General features: G+C 66.6%; 14 protein-coding genes. 4 read left to right on the top strand and 10 right to left on the bottom strand.

What is annotated here, in order from left to right; translation table 11 throughout:
* Positions 1 to 11: 11 nt before the first annotated feature.
* Positions 12 to 602, bottom strand: a complete 591-nt coding sequence (locus ACFWUP_RS01370) for a TetR/AcrR family transcriptional regulator (RefSeq protein ID WP_379229666.1) — start codon at positions 600 to 602, stop codon at positions 12 to 14.
* A gap of 108 nt (positions 603 to 710) precedes the next feature.
* Between ACFWUP_RS01370 and ACFWUP_RS01365 the strand changes: the two genes are divergently transcribed.
* Entirely contained in the window at positions 711 to 1,556 is an 846-nt protein-coding gene (locus tag ACFWUP_RS01365; protein ID WP_379229665.1) for a virginiamycin B lyase, read from the top strand.
* Positions 1,557 to 1,586: 30 nt separating this feature from the next.
* On the opposite strand, the gene ACFWUP_RS01360 is transcribed toward ACFWUP_RS01365, so the two are convergent.
* The 3 genes from ACFWUP_RS01360 to ACFWUP_RS01350 form a co-directional block, all read right to left on the bottom strand.
* The gene (locus ACFWUP_RS01360; protein WP_379229664.1) at positions 1,587 to 3,254 is read right to left on the bottom strand and encodes a VWA domain-containing protein; all 1,668 of its coding nucleotides are present in this window, start codon (positions 3,252 to 3,254) and stop codon (positions 1,587 to 1,589) included.
* A 174-nt stretch (positions 3,255 to 3,428) separates the two neighbouring features.
* Positions 3,429 to 3,683, bottom strand: coding sequence for a WhiB family transcriptional regulator (locus ACFWUP_RS01355; RefSeq protein ID WP_379229663.1), 255 nt, complete (start codon positions 3,681 to 3,683; stop codon positions 3,429 to 3,431).
* The gene (locus tag ACFWUP_RS01350) at positions 3,680 to 4,222 is read right to left on the bottom strand and encodes an HNH endonuclease (RefSeq protein WP_379229662.1); all 543 of its coding nucleotides are present in this window, start codon (positions 4,220 to 4,222) and stop codon (positions 3,680 to 3,682) included. Before ACFWUP_RS01350 ends, ACFWUP_RS01355 begins: the two co-directional genes overlap by 4 nt.
* On the opposite strand from ACFWUP_RS01350, the gene ACFWUP_RS01345 reads away from it, so the two are divergent.
* Positions 4,221 to 4,457 carry a hypothetical protein gene (locus ACFWUP_RS01345; protein ID WP_379229661.1) on the top strand — a complete coding sequence of 79 codons (237 nt, stop codon included), beginning with the start codon at positions 4,221 to 4,223 and terminating at the stop codon, positions 4,455 to 4,457. The genes ACFWUP_RS01350 and ACFWUP_RS01345 overlap by 2 nt on opposite strands.
* A gap of 208 nt (positions 4,458 to 4,665) precedes the next feature.
* Positions 4,666 to 5,844, top strand: a complete 1,179-nt coding sequence (locus ACFWUP_RS01340) for an esterase/lipase family protein (RefSeq protein ID WP_379229660.1) — start codon at positions 4,666 to 4,668, stop codon at positions 5,842 to 5,844.
* A 22-nt stretch (positions 5,845 to 5,866) separates the two neighbouring features.
* Here the strand turns inward: ACFWUP_RS01340 and ACFWUP_RS01335 are convergent, their stop codons facing one another.
* Genes ACFWUP_RS01335 through ACFWUP_RS01315 form a run of 5 tightly spaced genes read right to left on the bottom strand, consistent with a single transcriptional unit; the run spans position 5,867 to position 13,019 of the window.
* Positions 5,867 to 7,420 carry a GMC family oxidoreductase gene (locus tag ACFWUP_RS01335; RefSeq protein ID WP_379229659.1) on the bottom strand — a complete coding sequence of 518 codons (1,554 nt, stop codon included), beginning with the start codon at positions 7,418 to 7,420 and terminating at the stop codon, positions 5,867 to 5,869.
* Positions 7,417 to 8,931: an aldehyde dehydrogenase family protein gene (locus ACFWUP_RS01330; protein WP_379229658.1), complete on the bottom strand. Its 1,515-nt coding sequence runs from the start codon at positions 8,929 to 8,931 to the stop codon at positions 7,417 to 7,419. The genes ACFWUP_RS01335 and ACFWUP_RS01330 overlap by 4 nt, the downstream gene beginning before the upstream one ends.
* Positions 8,932 to 8,940: 9 nt before the next feature.
* Positions 8,941 to 11,067: a choline BCCT transporter BetT gene (gene betT, locus ACFWUP_RS01325; RefSeq protein WP_379229657.1), complete on the bottom strand. Its 2,127-nt coding sequence runs from the start codon at positions 11,065 to 11,067 to the stop codon at positions 8,941 to 8,943.
* A gap of 42 nt (positions 11,068 to 11,109) precedes the next feature.
* A complete protein-coding gene (locus ACFWUP_RS01320) occupies positions 11,110 to 12,399 on the bottom strand; it encodes an acyl-CoA dehydrogenase family protein (RefSeq protein ID WP_379229656.1) in 1,290 nt (429 codons plus the stop codon).
* Between the two features lie 2 nt (positions 12,400 to 12,401).
* Positions 12,402 to 13,019, bottom strand: a complete 618-nt coding sequence (locus ACFWUP_RS01315; RefSeq protein ID WP_379230913.1) for a TetR/AcrR family transcriptional regulator — start codon at positions 13,017 to 13,019, stop codon at positions 12,402 to 12,404.
* A 210-nt stretch (positions 13,020 to 13,229) separates the two neighbouring features.
* On the opposite strand from ACFWUP_RS01315, the gene ACFWUP_RS01310 reads away from it, so the two are divergent.
* On the top strand, positions 13,230 to 15,407 hold the full coding sequence (locus ACFWUP_RS01310; protein WP_379229655.1) for a malate synthase G: 2,178 nt from the start codon (positions 13,230 to 13,232) through the stop codon (positions 15,405 to 15,407).
* 628 nt (positions 15,408 to 16,035) lie between these two features.
* On the opposite strand, the gene ACFWUP_RS01305 is transcribed toward ACFWUP_RS01310, so the two are convergent.
* The gene (locus tag ACFWUP_RS01305) at positions 16,036 to 16,314 is read right to left on the bottom strand and encodes a pentapeptide repeat-containing protein (protein ID WP_379229654.1); all 279 of its coding nucleotides are present in this window, start codon (positions 16,312 to 16,314) and stop codon (positions 16,036 to 16,038) included.
* Positions 16,315 to 16,358: the final 44 nt, after the last annotated feature.

Genomic DNA, 16,358 nt, shown 5'->3' with positions numbered 1-16,358 from the left:
CGCAGGAGAACTCAGCTTTCTCGCGGTGTTCTGGCGAGCGCGGCGGCGACGTCCGCGGCGCGGCGGGCCTGCTCGGCGGTGACCGGTTCGTGGGTGATGAACAGCCGGTGGAACAGCGGTGCGATGGCGAGCCGGACGACTTCGTCCGCGTCGATATCCGGCTCGACCTCGCCACGCTCGACTGCTCGCGCCACGATCACCGCCGCCTCGTCATGACGCGCGGCATAGAAGCGGCGTAGCGCGGCGGCCGCATCAGGATGCTGCATCCCAGCCGTAACGAAAGCTGTTGCCACCGGGCCGGATTCGGGATCATCGAAACCCACGCGCACAAGCTCGGCTAGCCCACGCAGATCACCGGCGAGAGTGCCCGTATCCGGGATCGGCCACGGCTGTTCCGACGCGCGTTCGAGCGCATCCGCGACCAAGCCCTCCGGTCCGCCCCAGCGCCGGTAAACGGTGGTCTTGTGGACCCCGGCGCGCTGAGCGACGGAATCCACGTTGAGGCCCTGATAGCCCCTCTCCGCGAGTTCGGCGGTCGTCGCGTCGAGCACAGCTTCCCTGACCCGGGCACTGCGTCCGCCGGGCCGTCGTTGGGGTTCCAAAAACAACTCCTGTTGCGTTAGTTGAGGCGCGTATGTACTTTAAAGCTACATTAGTTGCGATTGGTGCACAGTTCGGCCACGCGACGGCCTTCCGGGGAATGGAGAACTTTGACTGAGATCGTGCAAGTACTCGACGTACCGGGGGCGCCGTACGGCGTGACAGTCGGACCCGACGGGGCGCTGTGGTTCACGCTGGTCGCGCAAGGGGTGATCGGACGATATGGGGACGGGGTCGTGGACACCTATCCGCTCGAACAGTCCGACGGACAGCCGACCGTGATCGTCGCAGGTGCCGACAAAGCGTTGTGGTTCACCGAGTTCCACGGGGGCAGACTCGGGCGGATCACCACGGAGGGAGTCCTCACCAGCAGGGAAATGCAAGGTCCCTACGGTGTCTGTGTCGGGTCGGACGGCGCGCTCTGGTTCACCGAATTGCAGGCGGGCAGGGTCGGGCGACTCGCCGCGGACGGCACCGTCACCGGCGTCGAGGTCGACGGTATGCCCTCGATGATCACGCCGGGACCCGATGGGGCACTGTGGCTTACGGTGAATCAGGGCAACGCGATCGCCCGCGTCGACACCGATCTCGCGCTCCGAGTCCATCTGCTCCCCACACCCGCGGCCGGTCCGGTCGGCATCACCGCGGGCCCCGACAACGCGTTGTGGTTCACCGAAATCGGTGCCGGTGCCATCGGCCGCATCGACCTCGACGGCAACGTCACCGAATTCGCCCTGCCGAACACCGAGGCCCGCCCGCACGCGATCGTGGCAGGTCCCGACGGTGCGCTGTGGTTCACCGAATGGGCGAGCTGCCGACTCGGCCGGATCAGCACCGACGGCGCGATCACCCACCTCGACCTACCAGGCGCCGAACCGCACGGACTCACCGTCGACGCTGCCGGATACCTGTGGGTCGCGATGGAATCCGGTGCACTGGTGAAGGTTTCGCTGTAGTGGGTCGCGGTTCCCGCCGGCGTGCCGCGGTCAAGGCGTGGTGAGTGCCTTGACCACCGCGGTGCCGAAGCCGAGGTCGTTGCTGGTCGGCATGCGGGTGTAGGTGCCGCCGGTTTGTTCGGCGAGAGTCTGCAGGGTCTGCGTGCCCTCGCCGCCGACCACGACGACGTCGATACGGACGGGCTTGTCGGACCTGGTCGCCGCGGTGATCTCGCTGACGAGCGCGGGGCCGGTCAGCGACGAATCGTCGTCGGGACCGTCGGTGATCAGCAGGATCGAATTCGTCCGGCCGGGGGAGTAGCCCGCCACGGCGGCACGGTAGGCGGCGAGCAGGCTCGGGTAGGCCTGATCGGCGACGACCTGGCTCGGCTTCACGGACGTGACCGCCGAGCCGACGGCGTTGCGCTGGGCATCGGTGAGCAGCTCGGTCTCCGCCTGCACCTTGTACGGGTTGGTGCCGTCGAGGTTCTTGCCGAACGTCCACAGGCCGAGCCCGAAGTCGGGCGGCATCACCTGCAGTGTCGAGGCGACGGCGGCGATCGCGTTCGACAGGCGGGTGGTCGAGCCCTCCGCGGTGCCCATCGACGACGACACGTCGAGCAAGACTGTGCCGTTCACGCCGAGGACCGGGTTCGCCAGTGTCGACTGCACCTTTTCCAGTGCCGCGCGGGGCGGATTCGCCGGTGCGGAGCCGATGGCGGGACCGAAGCCCGCGGTGGCGAGCGCGCCCGCCTGCTCGGGTGCGCGCAGGAAGTCGATGAACCGCGAGGCGATCAGATTCTGGGTCTTGTCGACCCACGGCCCCGACAGCAGCGCCGCCGGATAGTCGGCCAGCGGCGCGGTGCCGACGGGCCGGTACGCGGTGAGGCCACCGGTGCCGAGCTGCTGCTGGGTGGCGGCGACCGCGTGCACGTCGTCGCCGGCGGGATTGGCGCTGATCGCCGACTTGGCGGTCATCAGGTCGGCCGGAGTCTGGGCGTCCGCGGCGAGCCCGGAAATCGCGGCGACGACCTGACCGGAGCCCGCTGCCTGCTCGGTGAGCGGATCGGTTCCCGAGATCGCGGCACCGATCGATGCGGCGGCGGCGGTCGTGGCGTCACCGGCGGGCAGCGCCATCCGCAGCCCACCCCAGCCCGACAGACCGAGCTCGTCGAGCGAGCCCTGCTGCAGGCGCGGCAGGTCGGCCCAGGAGATCTGATGCTGCTCGAGCACTTGACGCAGGGCATCGGGCACGGCCAGCACGATCGGACTGGTGGCGATCGAGGCGGGCGTGCCCTCGATCAGGCCGGGCACCCGGACCAGCTCGATCGACCGGCTCGAATCGGCGATCCACAGTCCAGGCAGCGGACCCAGCGCCGGATCCCACTTCGCGGTATCGGCGAGACCTGCGACGAGCGCACTCGCCGGGTGAGCCGACACCGCCACCTGCGCGCAGTGGTCGCGCACCCGTGGCTTGGAGGCATTGAACCGGTCGGCCGCGGCCTGCACCGGGCCCGCGATCGCCGGGTCGACGGTGACATCGAGCTGCGCTGCGCCCTCGACACACTCGGCGGCGGCGGCCACGTCGGTCGAATCGGCGCGATCACTGAGCTGGAACCACGCGAAAACGGCGACGATCACCAGGACGAGTGCCGATGCCGCGATAACCGGACCCTTGCTGATACTTCGAGAACTGGTCCCGTTGCGATGCGTACCCACGCGGCAAGTTTAAGGACACCGGGCGCAACCGCAGCACAGCGCATACAGGTGCGCATCGCCGCAGGTCAGAACCGGTGAGGCGGCGCACGCAATCATGCAGTGTGTGCCGAACGCCGCAGAGCCGGGTGCCACAGTGGACACCCGGCTCCGCCGAACGTTGCGCGTCTGCGCCCTTTATGCGCGGATCACGCGGCCGCGGTCGTATTCACGACCACCCCACACCCCCGACTGACCCGTCTGCGCCGCATACTCGGTGCACCCCGCGAGCAACGGGCAATCGGCGCAGATCTTGCGGGCGTAGTCGAAGTCCTGCGACGGGTACGGAAACCACGCCTCGTGGTTGGGGTCACCGCGGCAGGCGGCGCGGTGCCATTCTCCGGAATCGGACAGGGTCAGCAGTTCGGTCAGTGCGAGGTCGGTGGTGGTCACGGCGCGTACTCCTTCCAGATCCGGCGCTGCTTGCGAGCGAGCGGGTCGGGAGCCTTGGGCTCCCACAACAGCCGCATCCCCGCCTCTTCCGGGGTGCGGTCGGCCTTGCCCGAATTGCACGGGGCGCAGCAGGCCACGAGATTGCTCCAGGTATTGGGCCCGCCCCTGGAACGCGGGCGGATGTGGTCGACGGTGTGCGCCCAGTCGGCGCAGTACCCGCACCGGTGCTTGTCGCGACGCAACACCCCGGCGAGGGTGGCGCGGCTGTCGTCACCGATCGGCCTGACATGCGCCAGGTACACGTACCGCACCAACCGGATGGTCTCGGGCAACCCGATGACGAGGTGCTGCGACCGAATGGGGAAGTGCGGGACCCGCTCGATGACCGTCTCCGCCGCACCACTGATCAGCAGTGTCACGGCCCGATCGGCAGTGATTTCATCGAGGGCCTCGTAGCTGGCGTTCAGCACGAGCACCCTCTGGTGTATCCAGTCCTCGGATGCGGGCACCGTCGAGTCGACGGCAGGACGAATCATCATGGGAATCACCATGTTTTCCAGAGAAGCGAACGTCGGAGGTGGAAGGGGCCGGTCAGGCCACGAACAGGAGACGGCCGAAGCCATCGATATCCAGGCGCATCGCGCTATGGACCGATTCCGCGCGGCGATATGTCTTATCCGAATCTCGCTGTGGCGCTTGTTGTTTCACGGCCGTCTCCTCCTCTCGATGCTGCTCGTCGGTTCCTCGCCCGATGCGGATCACCTGCTGAAATGATGGTGACATATCGCGCCCGAAATGTCGGCTGATTTATTTTCGGTGCGCACCGTGGGGAAACCCGGCGCGCGTTGTCATGCGGACCTGACATCCAATCGCGCACTCGTGACCTGGCTCTGATCTGTGTGCGATCGCGCCGCTCGAGGTGCTGGCGAAACTAGCTTCTCGGCCAACACATTGGTGCCAGACGAGGGATGCGGGAGCCGGAATGAGCTCGAAGGTCAGTGGATGGTCGGTGGCGTTCGTCGCCTGCGCGGTGGTCGTGGCCACGGGGTTGTCGGGTCATGCCGCGACCGCCGAGCCGGCGCCGACGCAGCAGCAACTGGCCGATCTCATTGCCGAGGGGCTGAAAGACCCCGCCGCGAAGCCGATCGTCGGTACCGGGTCGGCGTGCACCTCGGGCAGCGGTGCGGGCTCGGGCAACGGGTCCGGTGACTGCCTCGGCGGTTCCGGCTCGAGTTCGGGATCGTCGGGCGGGTACGCCTCCGACACCGTGGGCTTCGGACCGCATCAGACCTCCGGGCTGGCCGCGTTCGGCTACGGCCTGCTCAATCCGGAGGCGGCCCCCGCAGGCGCGAACGACTGGAACTGCCAACCCACCGAGCGCAATCCCGAACCGGTGGTGCTGTTGCACGGCACCTGGTCCAACGCCTACCTCAACTTCGCGTATATGGCCCAGCCCCTCCACGACGCCGGTCACTGCGTCTTCACGCTGAACTATGGGCAGGCAGGCCCCCTCGAAGGCGGCGGAGGCGGCTCGGTGCTGCCCTCGGTCAACGCCACCGGCTACATTGAGGAATCGGCCGCTCAGATCGCGGCCTTCGTCGACCGGGTGCTCGCCGCCACCGGGGCGAGCAAGGTCAATATGGTCGGCCACTCCCAGGGCGGCACGGTCGGACGGCAGTACCTGAAATTCAACGGTGGCGCGGACAAAGTCCAGCAGATGATCACCCTCGGTGCCACCAATCACGGCACCACGTTGCTCGGGATCGCGGCACTTGGCCGGGCGATCAACAACATGGGCATCGACATTCTCGGCTTCCAGGAAATCTTCATCGGCCACGCAGGCATCCAACAGACCGTGGGTTCGGACTTCATCAACCGCCTCAATGCTGGCGGCGACACGATGCCCGGCGTCGACTACACCGTGGTCGGCAGCCGCTGGGACCAGGTCTCCACCCCCTACGACCAGACGTTCTTGAAGGCGGGCCCTGGCGCCACCGTTCGCAATATCACCCTGCAGGACGGCTGTGAGCAGGACCTGTCCGACCACATCACGATGGCCTACTCGCCACGAGTGCTCTCGATCGTCCTCAACGCCCTCGACCCGGAGCAAACCCCCGCCCTAGCGTGCACCTTCCAGCCCTGGCTGCTGAGCGGGGTGTAATCGCTACACCCCGCTGACCAGATCATTCTCGAGCGGCAGCGACCAGTTCCGCGCAGCGTTCGCCGACGAGCATGACCGTGATGTTCGGATTGACCGTGGTGTGCTCGGGGAACACCGAGGCGTCGGCGACCCGCAGACCGTCGACGCCCTTGACACGCAGTTCCGGGTCGAGTGGGCTCATCGGGTCGTCGACCGCGCCCATGCGGACCGTGCCCGCCGGGTGGTAGACGGTGTTGTGGGTGCGGCGCACGTAGTCGGCCAGTTCGGCATCGGTCTGCACGTCCGGGCCCGGGTACAGCTCCCGCTCCACCCAGTCGGCGAGTGGCTCCGTCGCGGCGATCTCGCGGGCCTTGCGCAAGCCTGCGATCATCACGCGCATGTCGTGACCCTCGGGGTCGGTGAAGTAGCGGGGGTCCACCTTCGGCTTGTCGCGGAAGTCGCGCGAGCGCAACCGCACGGTGCCGCGGGAGCGGGCGTGGGTGACGTTCGGGGTGAGGCAGAAGGTGTTCTCGGCGGTCGGGTAGCCCTGGCGCAGGGTGTGCATGTCGAACGGGACGCTGCCGTAGTGCATCATCAGGTCCGGTCGGTCGAGACCGTCCTCGGTCGGGGTGAAGATCCCCGCTTCCCACCATTGCGTGGAGTTGTCGACCATCGGGCGGGTTGTCTCGAAACCGATCACGCTCTCCGGGTGGTCCTGCAGGTGCGCGCCGACCCCGGGGGAGTCGACCACTACGTCAATTCCTATCTCGCGCAAGTGATCCGCGGGTCCGATGCCCGAGAGCATGAGCAGTTTGGGTGAGTCGATGGCGCCCGCGGAGATGATCACCTCACGATCGGCACTGATCCGGGTGGTGCGGCCGAACGCGTTGTCGGTGATGTCGACTCCGACTGCCCGCCCGTTCTCGATCACGATCTTCTTGACCCACGCACCCGTCTGGATGGTGAGATTCGGGCGGTCGAGATTGGGGTGCAAGTAGCTGACCGAGGACGACGACCGCGTGCCGTCGGTGCGGCTGTTGATCTGAAAGAAGTTGGCGCCGTTGACAACCGTGCGTCCGGCATTGAACTCGGCGCGCGGAATGCCGACCTCCTCGCAGGCGTCGAGCAACGCGACACCGCACGGATCGTTCGGCGGCACCGTCATGATGTTCACCGGGCCACTGCGACCGTGATGCTCGCCGGGAGCGTCATTGGTTTCGATCCGCGGGTACAGCCGATACACCGAATCGGCGCCCCACCCGGTGGCACCGTGGTCGTTCTCCCACGAGTCGAGATCCTCGCGCGGTGCCCAGAACGCGATGCAGCTGTTGTGCGAGGAGCAGCCGCCCAGCACCTTGGCGCGGGCGTGGCGCATGAACGAATTGCCGTTCTCCTGCGGCTCGATCGGGTAATCCCAGTCGTAGCCCGATTCCAGGAGTTCCATCCACCGGTCGAGCTGCAGGATCGCCGGGTCGTCGACATCGGACGGTCCCGCCTCGAGCAGGCACACCGTCACCGACGGATCCTCGGACAGCCGTGACGCGACGGCCGCGCCCGCCGAACCGCCGCCGACAATCACGTAATCGTAAGTGGTCATCGCTGTCCCTCCCGAACGGTGAACCAGCCGGTGACCCCCGGCCGGAGATTCTCGTAGACGTGTTTGGCCTCGCGATACTCGTGCAACCCGGACGGCCCGAGCTCCCGGCCGACCCCGGAGCGACCGAAACCACCCCACTCGGCCTGCGGCAGATACGGCCCGAAGTCGTTGACCCACACCGTGCCGTGCCGCAACCGGGCGGCCACGCGGCGGGCGCGCGCGGCATCGCTGGACCAGACCGCGCCCGCGAGACCGTATTCGGTGTCGTTGGCGATCTCGACGGCTTCGTCCTCGGTGGTGAACGTCTCCACGGTCACGGTGGGCCCGAACGCCTCGTCGTGCACGCACGCCATCGCACGGGTCGCCTCGTCGATGACCGTCGGCAGGTAGAACCAGCCGTTGTCGAGATTGCCCGAGCCTTCGTCGCCGGTGGCGAAGGCACCGCCGGTGCGGATGACGGCACCGTCGGCACGGGCCTGTTCGACATAGGCATTCACCTTGTCGCGGTGGGCGGCCGAGATCAGCGGGCCGGCTTCGGTTCCTTCGGCGAAGGGCAACCCGAGCCGGATCTGCTCGGCGCGGCGGACGAGCTCGTCGACGAAACGATCGTGCGCTGATTCCTCGATCACCAAACGCGCACCCGCCGAACACACTTGGCCCGAGTGCAGGAAGGCCGCGTTCAGGGCGTTGTCGACACTGGCGGCCAGGCGTTCGGAGGTGTCGCAGGCGTCGGCGAAGATCACATTCGGATTCTTGCCGCCGAGTTCCAGGGCGACCTTCTTCACGGTGGCGGCCGCCTCGCGCGCGATGATCTTGCCGGTGGCCAGCCCGCCGGTGAACGACACCAGGTCGACATCGGGATGCTCCGACAGTGGCGCACCCGCGCTGGCACCCGCACCGAGCACCAGATTGGCCACTCCCGCAGGCACTTCGAGCTCGTCGAGCACCGACATCAACAGAATCGCGGTGTGGGGCGTCAGTTCAGCCGGTTTGAGCACGAAGGTATTACCCGCCGCCAGCGCGGGCGCGACCTTCCATGCCGCCTGCAACAGGGGGTAGTTCCACGGCGTGATCAGCCCGCACACCCCGACCGGCTCGTAGACGATTCTCGAGTCGATATCGGGCGAACCCGCGTCGACCACCCGGCCCGCGTCGTCGGCGGCGAGCTTGCCGAAGTATCGGAAGCAGTTCGCGATGTCGGACATGTCGATCTCGGACTCGTACGGCCGTTTGCCGGTGTCGAGAGTCTCGGCGTTGACGAATTCCTCCCGCCGATCATCGATCGCGTCGGCAACCTTGAGCAGCAGGTCACCACGCTCGGCCGCCGACGTCTCGCGCCACGGTCCGTGGTCGAAGGCATTGCGGGCCGCGGCAATGGCCGCGACAGTGTCCTCCGCGCTCGCCTCGGCGACGATTCCGACTACGGAATCATCGGCCGGACAACGTATTTCGCGGGTCTTCCCGGAGGCTGCTGCCCGCCAGGTTCCATCGATGTAGAGGGTCTCGCTCATGATGTCCCTTCACAGTTCGCTGTCGGTGCTCGCTTCGGGATCGTGGTGATCGGTGGCCGCGCGCCGCAGGTGCAGATAGCCGAGATGGCGTTCGTACTGGTCGAGAATGTCGCCGATTGTCTGTTCCTTGGTGTAGCCGTTGAGCGAGTACCCCTGCGAACCCTCCGAGAGGTAGACCTCGCACCGGAAATAGCGGTCGTCGGAGCGCTGGGCGAGCACCGCGTAACTCGGCGTGGGTGCCGAGACCGGATACACGCCGTATTCGAACCGGGGCTCATTGGCTTGATCGACGATCAGGCGCGGCGCGGGCAGCCCCTCGTTGAGATCGGTTTCGTCGACCGTGGCGGTGACTCCCATTTTCGCGAATTCGGCCGAGACGTCGTGCATCGCCGGAATGACGGTGTTGCTGACGAACTTTCGGGTGGCGGCCGGACCCGGATAGTGGATGGTGCCGATGAGCCTGCGCCGCCAACTGGTCTGTTCGCTGGGCCCGCGCCCCGCCGCGATGGCATTCGGCAGCGCCGCGCGGTAGCTGTCGATCTTGTACGACTCGTTGTGCAGCGAACGCAGCAACGCGACGCCGATGAGCGCCAGCACGAACGAGAACGGCAACCCCATGATGATGGTGGCGTTCTGCAGGGTGGTGATCGAACCGCCCGACCCCGCGAACAGCATCGACAGGGTCAGCACGCCGATCGCGACGGCCCAGAAGATGCGGGTGCCGCGGGCGCAGTCGGCCATCGGATCGGACAGTTTCGAGGTGAAATTGCCCATGACCAGTGATCCCGAGTCGGCGCTTGTCACATAGAACAGCAGTCCGGTGATGGTCGCGATACCGAGCAGGAAGGTCGCGCCAGGGTACTGCTCGAGCAGTGAGTAGAAGCCCAATTCGGCTCTGGCAGCGGTCTGTTCGGCGAATTCCTTGTCTTTCCTGGCGACCTCCAGGGCGCTGTTGCCGAAGACCGAAATCCACAACACGGTGAAACTGAACGGCACCACCAGCACACCGAAGATGAACTGGCGCAAGGTGCGTCCGCGCGAGATCCGGGCCAGGAACAGGCCCACGAACGGTGCCCAGGCCACCCACCACGCCCAGAAGAACAGGGTCCAGCTGTCGAGCCAGGTCGAGGGCTGGTTGGCTGTTTCCGGGTTGCGCTCCCACGCGAACGTGTTGAGCGTGCGGTCGAGGAAGGTCGAGATGTAGTCGCCTGCGTTCTGGGTGAAGCCGTTGAGCAGGAAGTCGGTGCGGCCGGCGAGCAGGATGTAGATCAGCAGCGCGATCGCCATGATCACATTGAGCTCCGACAACCGCCGGATGCCCTTGTCGACACCGGTGGTCGCCGAAATCGTCGTGATGACCACTGAGAGGGCGATCAGTCCGATCTGGGCGGCCTTGCCCTGCGAGATCCCGAACAGCTCGTGCAGCCCGTAGTTGAGCTGCACGATGCCGATGCCAAGCGAGGTGGCGATGCCGAAGATGGTGCCGAGCACCGCGGCTACGTCGATCGCGTCGCCCCACCGGCCGTGCACGCGCTTGCCGAAGATCGGGTACAGCGCCGCCCGGATCGTGAGCGGGAGATTGTGCCGGAACGCGAAATAGGCCAGCGCGCCGCCCATCAGCGCGTACATCGCCCAGCCGGTGATGCCGTAGTGGAAGATCGTCCAGGTCACCGCGTCGCGGGCGGTCTGATCGGTCTGCGCCGGGCCCGACGGTGGGTGCAGGTAGTTGTAGACGGGCTCGGCCACGGAGAAGAACATCAGGTCGATGCCGATACCCGCGGCGAACAGCATCGACGTCCAGGAGAACAGGCTGTATTCGGGCCTGGATTCCTCCGGCCCGAGCCGGTAGCGGCCGTACTTGCTCGCACCGAGGAAGACGACGAGTCCGAGAATGGCTGTGGCGAGCAGAAAGTACCACCAGCCGAACCAGGTCGAGATGAAGGTCTTCACCTCGCCGACCACCGTTTCGGCGCTCGACGGTGAGATCAGCGCCCAGATCGCGAACGCGAGCACGATCCCCGCGGCGGTGAGGAACACCGGTTTGTTGATCGAGCGCGCGTCCGCCACGGGGTGTGCCGGGACGGCGTCCTGCTCGGTCGTTCGGTCAGAACTCTTGTCGTGCCCGGCGCCACGCATACGAGGCAGGCTAGTTCCTGCACCGCCGCGGATCGTGGACCTTTACAGGTTGCCGACCTCGTGTTCGAGACGACGCGCGACCAGATCGCGCGCTTCCTCGCGCAGTGCGGGCCGGTAACCGCTGGGGTACACCGGATCGCCCGGGGTGTAGTTCTTGAGCACTTCCTTCGCGAGGGTGATCTTGTGGACCTCGGTGGGACCGTCGGCGATCGCCATGACCTCGGCGTAGGTGGTCATGTCGAGGAACGGGAGGTCGGTGCTCACGCCCATCGCGCCGTGCAGATGCAGTGCGCGGCGCGCGATGTCGTTCATGACGGTCGGCATGGCGATCTTGATGGCGGCGATGTCCTTGCGCACGGCGCGATAGTCCTGGGCCTGGTCGATGCGCCACGCGGTACGCAGGACCAGCAGCCGGAACTGTTCCATCTGGATCCAGCTGTCGGCGATGCGTTCCTGGGTCATCTGGAAGCCGCCGAGCACACCCTTGCGGGCCGGGCGCGACACCGCGCGTTCGCACATCATGTCGAAGGCCTTGCGTACCAACGCGACTGTGCGCATCGCGTGGTGCACGCGCCCGCCGCCGAGTCGGGTCTGCGCGACGATGAAGCCCGCGCCTTCGGCGCCGAGCAGGTGATCGGCGGGCACCCGGACATCGGTGAAACGCAGGTGCCCTTCGTGTTCGCTGAACCCGGGCACAGTGAAGTTGCGCACCAGCTCGAGCCCGGGCGCATCGGCGGGAACGATGAACATCGACAACCGCTGATGCGGTTCGGCCTCGGGATCGGTCACCACCATCACGATGTGGAAGGTGGCGAATTCGGCGGCGGAGTTGAACCACTTCTCGCCGTTGATGACCCACTCGTCACCGTCGCGGACCGCGGTCGTGCGGAACGCGGTCGGGTCGGAGCCGCCGGTGGGCTCGGTCATCGCGTAGCAGGAGCCGATCTCGCCGTCGAGCAATGGCTGCAGGTACTTCGCCTTCTGCTCCTCGGTGCCGAAGTGCGCGAGGATCTCGGCGTTGCCGGAATCCGGTGCCTGACAACCGAAGACGAGCGGCGCCCACATCGACGTGCCCAGCACTTCGTTCAGCAACGCCAGTTTCAGCTGCCCGAAACCGGGCCCGCCCAGCTCGGGACCGAGATGGCAGGCCCACAGGCCCTGCTCCTTGACCTGCTGTTGCAGCGGCCGCATCAGCGCCCGGATCTCGGGGTCGGCCCGGTCGTAGGGATTGGGGTAGAGCAGATCCAGAGGCTCGACCTCGGTGCGAACGAACTCCGCCACCCAGTCGAGCTTGCGCTGGTACTCCGGATCGGTCTCGAAATCCCAAGCCATGGTCAGCCTTTCGTGTTGTCGTCCGTGGCGATGAGCCCGGACAGGACGGTGTCGATGAGGATGTCGGCGATCTCGGCGGGGGAGTGGGTGCCGCGCTCGCGATACCAATAGCCCAGCGAATTGAGCATGCCGAGCAGGCCGTTGGTGACGATGTGGTCGGCGGTGCGCAGTTGCCCGGCCGCGTGGCCCGCGTCGATGACGTCCTGCCAGAGTCGCTGGATGCGGTCGCGCAACTGCTGCAGGACCACCGCGTGTTCGCGGGTGAGGGCGTCCGCGTCACGCAGGTGCACGGCCACCGCGCGACGATGGGTGACGATCAGTTCGACATGGCTGCGGGTGAGTCGACGCAAGGTTTCGACGGGGTCGGTGCCCGCGGCGACGATGCGTTCGGCGTCGGCGAGCAGCAGCCGGGTGTAGTCACGCAGGATCGCCCACAGCAGGTCTTCCTTCGAGCCGATGTGGTAGTACAGCGCACCCCGCTGGACGTCGGCTTTCGCGCCGATCTCGGCCACGCCGGTGGCATGGAAACCGCGTTCGGCGAACAGCTCGAGGGCCGCCTTGTTGATCCGCTCGCGGGTGTCGGCGCGCTCGGTGGCGCGGGGACGGCCGCGACGACGCATGGGAGCAACGGGTTCGGGTGTCACGGCGCCTCCGTTCGGTCCGGTCCGCGACTTAATGTTCCGGTCAGTACATTAATTGCCCGCGCACCTACAATCAAGGGAATGGTTCGAGCCCGCAGGGCGTTCGAACCCACACGAGGTGTCACCTCTACCCACGGGTAACATGACATCGACTTTTCCCACCCGGTTTTCACCAAAGTGAGGCAGTAGATGACAGAGCGGATTCAGGTCGGCGGGCTCCAGGTGGCGAGCGTTCTTCACGATTTCATCGAGAACGAGGCGCTCCCCGGTACCGGCGTAGATTCCGCCGCGTTCTGGGCCGGCGCCGAGCAGATCATCAACGACCTCGCCCCCCGCAACCGCGCGCTGCTCGCCGAGCGCGACGAGTTCCAGGGCAAGCTCGACGCCTGGCACGGCGAGAACCCGGGCGCAGGCTACGACAAGGCCGCCTACAAGCAGTTCCTGACCGAGATCGGTTACCTGAAGCCCGAGCCCGCGCCGTTCCAGATCACCACCGAGAACGTCGACACCGAGATCGCTTCCACCGCGGGCCCGCAGCTCGTGGTGCCGGTGATGAACGCGCGCTTCGCGATCAACGCCGCCAACGCGCGCTGGGGTTCGCTCTACGACGCGCTCTACGGCACCGACGCCATCCCCGAGGCCAACGGCGCGGAGAAGGGCAGCGGCTACAACCGTGTGCGCGGCGACAAGGTCATCGAGTGGGGCCGTAACTTCCTCGACGACGCTGTCACCCTGATCACCGGTTCGCACATCGGTTCCTCGTACTACAAGATCGTCGACGGCGAGCTCGAGATCGGCCTCGAAGACGGCACCGACATCGGCCTGGCCGACCCGTCGCAGCTCGTCGGCTACCTGGGCGACCCCGAGGCCCCGACCTCGATCCTGCTCAAGCACAACGGGCTGCACATCGAGATCCAGGTCGACGCCACCTCGCCGATCGGCTCCACCGACACCGCAGGCGTCAAGGACATCGTCCTCGAGTCCGCGCTCACCACGATCATGGACTTCGAGGACTCGGTCGCCGCGGTCGACGCCGACGACAAGGTCGTCTGCTACCGCAACTGGCTCGGCCTGATGAAGGGCGACCTGGCCGAGGAAGTCGCCAAGGGTGGCAAGACCTTCACCCGCACCATGAACCCCGACCGCGTGTTCACCGCGCTCGACGGTTCCGAGCTGGTCCTGCACGGTCGTTCGCTGCTGTTCGTGCGCAACGTGGGCCACCTGATGACCTCCGACGCGATTATCGACGCCGAAGGCAACGAAGTGCCCGAGGGCATCATGGACGGTCTGATCACCTCTCTGATCGCCGTGCACTCGCTCAACGGCGACAACACCCGCCTGAACTCGCGCACCGGCTCGGTCTACATCGTGAAGCCGAAGATGCACGGCCCCGACGAGGCCGCGTTCACCAACGAGCTGTTCGGCCGGATCGAGGACGTCCTCGGCCTGACCCGCAACACCCTCAAGGTCGGCATCATGGACGAGGAGCGCCGCACCACGGTCAACCTCGCCGCCTCCATCGAGGCCGCCAAGGACCGTGTCGTCTTCATCAACACCGGCTTCCTCGACCGGACCGGCGATGAGATCCACACCTCCATGGTGGCCGGGCCGATGGTCCGCAAGGCCGAGATGAAGGCCCAGACCTGGATCACCTCCTACGAGGACTGGAACGTCGACACCGGCCTGGCCAAGGGCCTGCCCGGCAAGGCGCAGATCGGCAAGGGCATGTGGGCCATGCCCGACCTGATGGCCGCCATGCTCGAGCAGAAGATCGGCCACCCCAAGGCCGGCGCCAACACCGCCTGGGTCCCCTCGCCGACCGCCGCCACCCTGCACGCCACCCACTACCACCTGGTCGACGTGTTCAAGCAGCAGTCCCAGATCGCCAAGGGCGGCCCGCGTGCCACCGTCGACCAGATCCTCGAGATTCCCCTTGCCCAGTCCACCGACTGGACCGAGGAGGAGAAGCGTCAGGAGCTGGACAACAACTCCCAGGGCATCCTGGGCTACGTGGTCCGCTGGATCGATCACGGTGTCGGCTGCTCCAAGGTGCCCGACATCAACGACATCGGCCTGATGGAAGACCGTGCCACCCTGCGCATTTCGAGCCAGCTGGTCGCCAATTGGCTGCGCCACGGTGTGGTGACCGAAGCCGACGTCATCGCGAGCCTCGAGCGGATGGCCCCGGTCGTCGACCGTCAGAACGCGAACGACAAGACCTACCGCCCGCTGGCCCCGAACTTCGATGACAACATCGCGTTCCAGGCCGCTAAGGAACTGGTCCTGGAAGGCACCACGCAGCCCAACGGTTACACCGAGCCGATCCTGCACCGGCGTCGCCGCGAGTACAAGGCTTCGCAGAAGTAGTGATGGCGAGTAGTTGAAAAGTAGCTCGTAGCAGTACTTTTCGTTCGAGTCCCCGCATCGGAGAAATCCGATGCGGGGCCTCTGCCGTCACCGGAGATCACCTCGGATACCGGCGCGTCACGCTCAAAACGGTCACATAAACGGTCACACAACGGAATGCGCTGACGGCGTCCACAGGGGTTGTCTACCAGCGGAATCGGCACCGTGGCAACCGGATCCGTGAGGGAGGCCGACCTCTTCTCGCTGACCTCTGCGACGAAGGCGATCTGGGAGCCTTCGCGGAACACGCTGTAGGGCAGGGAGTTCTCCACGAGGCGCTCAATGCGCTCGTCGACGCGCCATCCGGATCGAGTTCGACCCACCGGGCCGAGTCGGGCGCGTATCGGCGGCCGCATGTCAGGGTGCGTGGGCGTGGGCCGGGCCGCCGGCCACCTGTTCGTCGAACCTCATTGTCACGTTGCGACACTCGACCTGCTCGACGATGCTGAGACAGTAGCGTTCGCCCGTGCGGTCCGCTCGTCGGTCGGTGCGCTCCACGGGTTCTCGGGCCGGCCCCATGTCTTCACGTTCGCCAGACTTGAGCGCGGCGGGCGTCTGCGTGGCCCGCCTGACTCGGGTCGGTCGCGGGCTAGGCCACGGAGGCCGGGAACTGGGTCGTCGAGTCGGTGACAGCGTCCGTGAGCTGTTGCTCGCTGAGCCCAATCACGTCACGAAGGTCGGCGCCCTTCAAATTGGTTCCGATGAGCTTCGCGTCCGCCATCGCTGCGCCCCGCAGGTCTGCCGCCGAGAGATCGGCACCCGTGAAGTCGGCGCCGTTGAGCCGGGCATCATGGAAATTCGCTCCACGGCAGGTGGCAGGGCTACCCGATTCCCGCCACCACATCATCATCTTCGGCGACCACGACAACTACGACGGTGAACAAGCCCGCCGTGTGGACGATCGACGGCGAG

Origin of the sequence: Nocardia sp. NPDC058658 (genome assembly GCF_042716665.1) — a bacterium.
Classification (GTDB): domain Bacteria; phylum Actinomycetota; class Actinomycetes; order Mycobacteriales; family Mycobacteriaceae; genus Nocardia.
The sequence above is the reverse complement of the archived record's forward strand: the minus strand, read 5'-3'. Positions and strand labels throughout refer to the sequence as shown.